Source organism: uncultured Gimesia sp. (genome assembly GCF_937919775.1).
In the GTDB taxonomy this organism is placed as follows: domain Bacteria; phylum Planctomycetota; class Planctomycetia; order Planctomycetales; family Planctomycetaceae; genus Gimesia.
Genome location: NZ_CALFPF010000280.1, coordinates 1 through 2915 on the forward strand (window position 1 = coordinate 1; position 2915 = coordinate 2915).

Here is a 2915-nt window from a genome sequence, read left to right on the forward strand (position 1 = left end):
GAAACAAATTCTTGTATCCTGTCCGTCAACCGCATAAGATCATTTGTGCGGATGACGGCTTTTTTCTCATTTCAAAGTGTTCAACTAATTCTCAAAACGGATTTCTGCAGCAGACGGATTTGAAGATGTTTTGACAGCAATTGAATAAGTCACCTGTATGACCTCAATGGAATTGCCTCCGATTGACGATCCACCCAGCGATGCGCCGACAAGGCGGTCATCGCAGGAGCGAGATACGAGTACGCAATCCCAGAGAAATCCGGACTCAGCACGTCAGGCAGAACGTCAATTCATCCTGCAGTTGCTGAAACGAGACTCGCATGCCTGGAGTGAGTTTGTCAGTCGCTATGAGAAACTGATCGTCAGCCGTATTCTTTCCACATGTCGCGAGTGTGGAATTGTTTCTGCACCAGATCTCGTGGAAGAGTGTGGAGCCGAAGTGATGGCGGCTCTGTTTCAGGGGGATCTGAATAGTCTGCGGCAGTTTCAAGGCCGCAGTAAACTGTCAACCTGGCTGGCGGTGATAGCCCGGCGGACAACGCTGAACGTGATCACTGGGCAGCGACGGGACAAAGAAAAGATCCGGCCGAATGATAGTCAGTTTGATATTGCTACGGTTCCGCAACAGACTCAGCAGGCTGTCGCAGCTCACGATGCAGAGGATCGGTCAGAGATTCGAAACGTCATGAAGCAACTGAAGCCTTCCGACCGTCGCGTTTTAGTATTGTACTTTGATCAGAATTTGAGTTACGCGGAAATTGGTCGGGCGCTGGGGATTTCCGAAAATGCCGTCGGCCCCAAGTTGCACCGCGCACAACAGAGATTGAAAAAGTTAATGAAAGTCCGAAACAGACACGCATGAATCAGAAAAACACTCACATCCTGACATTGATCAAACTGCTGGAAGGTCGCCTTTCCGATGCAAAGGGAGTGGCAGTGCGCGAGCAGTTGGCTGCGGATTCAGTTCTATTACAACACTGGAAAACGCTTTCACAGATTTATGAGCAACAAGTATCATCCAATGAATCTTTAGAAAACGATCTCACTGATGCGGAATCCGTCGCTGCTTTCGTTGAAGAAAACATGAGTGCTGACGAGAGTGAGGCGTTCGAATTGGACTGCTGGCGTAACACAACAACTCTCCGTGAAGTGATTTCCACCTGGCAGGCGGCGCATACAGACGCTGTCTCCAGTGTTCTTAATCAACAGGACGCGCAGTACGCGGCGCAGGTTTCGCAGCGGATGCGCGACATTACCCTGGAGCAGTGCCCGCCGGTTGAGTCTACACCGTCAGCCAGTCATTATTTGCAGAAGATCGAAGACCGGCAGCAGCCCGATTTGGATTCAACTGATTCTGAAGCTGTTGTTGAGTCCGTAGAAAAGATTCCCCGCAAAACCGAATCTCAACGACGGCCCTTGCGGTCAAGCCGGAAGCAGTCAAGCAGACCACTCTGGCTCTCGGTTGCTGTGGCGGTTGTCGTGATTGCCATCATGCTGCCTGCGTACTTGATACTGATTCACAATGCGGAAGAAATATCGATTACGAAAAAACCTGTTCCGGAAGCTCCTCCCTCCATTCCGAAAAATCCTGGCTCAGAAGCAGAGCAGCCCGTTAAAGGTGAATCCATTCCTGAGATGGTTGTGGTCCCGGAAACAAAAAAAACGATTCCTGCCCCGCAGCCTTCGCCCAGGGCAATTCCCGTTGTGCCGGCAATGGACAACAAAGACAACGAGTCGCCTGTTGTGGCGAAAAAGGGGCCGCTGGCTGAGGATGTCAGCAAACTCGATCTGCAAATATCCTGGACGCGGCTTTCCGGGATTATTGGTTCTCGCAACGATGCGACTTCACCCTGGAAAGGAATTCTTGCGGGCGCTCCCGCGAAACGTATCGAGATTGATTCGGAGCAGAAACTCGAATTGCGCACGCTGCCCTTCAGTTGGCTGCAGGGAAAAATTCAATCGGGATCGGGGGGTTCAGGGCCGGAACTGGTACTCGACGCCGATTCGGAAATTCAGATTACCATGCGGGGAGTCAAAAACCAGGACACGACAAAACCGGGTGCTAACCCGTCGGCTTCGCTGCAGACGGTCATCGATCTGGATTTGATTACCGGTAAAGTCGCGATCTCAGATCTTCAGTCAGGCGATGTATTGAAATTTCAGGATCAACGGCAGGAATGGCTGGTTCAAGTCAAGCAGGCTGGTACGTCTGTCGGCTTCCTCCAACTGGATGAAAAGAGACGAGAAATCATGGCATTCTCGGGAGAGGTCCATGTTACATCGCCGACATCAGAGCAGGAAATTTCATTGCAGGCTGATCAGATGCTTGTAATGAAAGATCAAAACATTGGCGCGCCTGTGAGAATCACGCGAAAGCAGCGCTGGCGAACCGATCCACCGCCGGCGTTGAAGTTCAGTAAATCCTATCTCGAACAAATGAATCAGAGTGACGATCTCCTGGCGGCTCTGCTGTCTGCGCCGCCTGACAAAACGGGCCTGGAACTGCTTGCGAGTACCAATCTTGGATTTGTGCTTGATCCGGTTGTTTCCGTGCCTCAGGCAGCATATTCAAGTTCCGAAGTACAACGGACGGCTGCGATTGAATGGTTAGTCGCAGCGAAAGAGGACCCGGCGGCACGCGCGGTCTGGAGTAAGATTGATGCCGCAGGAAACGCGGGCGCTGCTACCCCCTCAATACGCACCTGGTTTAACGTGGCGCAGGGGAAAGTCCCCTTGAATCAACAGTTACTGGCAGATCTGTTTGCTGGTCTGGGTGCTGCACAACCTCTGTTTGTGCGACAATGTTCGATTCATTTTCTGCGACAACTTTCTCGCCAGCGTCTCGCGGAATACGATGCAAATCAACCATCGCCGGCCGCCATCAACAGCGTGCGGCAGAAAGTCCGGCGCGCAAC

General features: G+C 51.9%; 2 protein-coding genes. Both read left to right on the forward strand.

Annotated features, from left to right (window positions below; translation table 11 throughout):
- Positions 1–157 precede the first annotated feature (157 nt).
- Positions 158–862, forward strand: a complete 705-nt coding sequence (locus Q0294_RS07675; protein WP_299462846.1) for a sigma-70 family RNA polymerase sigma factor — start codon at positions 158–160, stop codon at positions 860–862.
- Positions 859–2915: hypothetical protein (locus Q0294_RS07680; RefSeq protein ID WP_299462848.1), on the forward strand; the 2057-nt coding region annotated here is incomplete at its 3' end. The genes Q0294_RS07675 and Q0294_RS07680, both read left to right, overlap by 4 nt.

Bases quoted from the DNA above. Each gene is read 5' to 3' on its own strand.
- Q0294_RS07675 (WP_299462846.1), top strand. From the start codon at position 158: ATGACCTCAATGGAATTGCCTCCGATTGACGATCCACCCAGCGATGCG.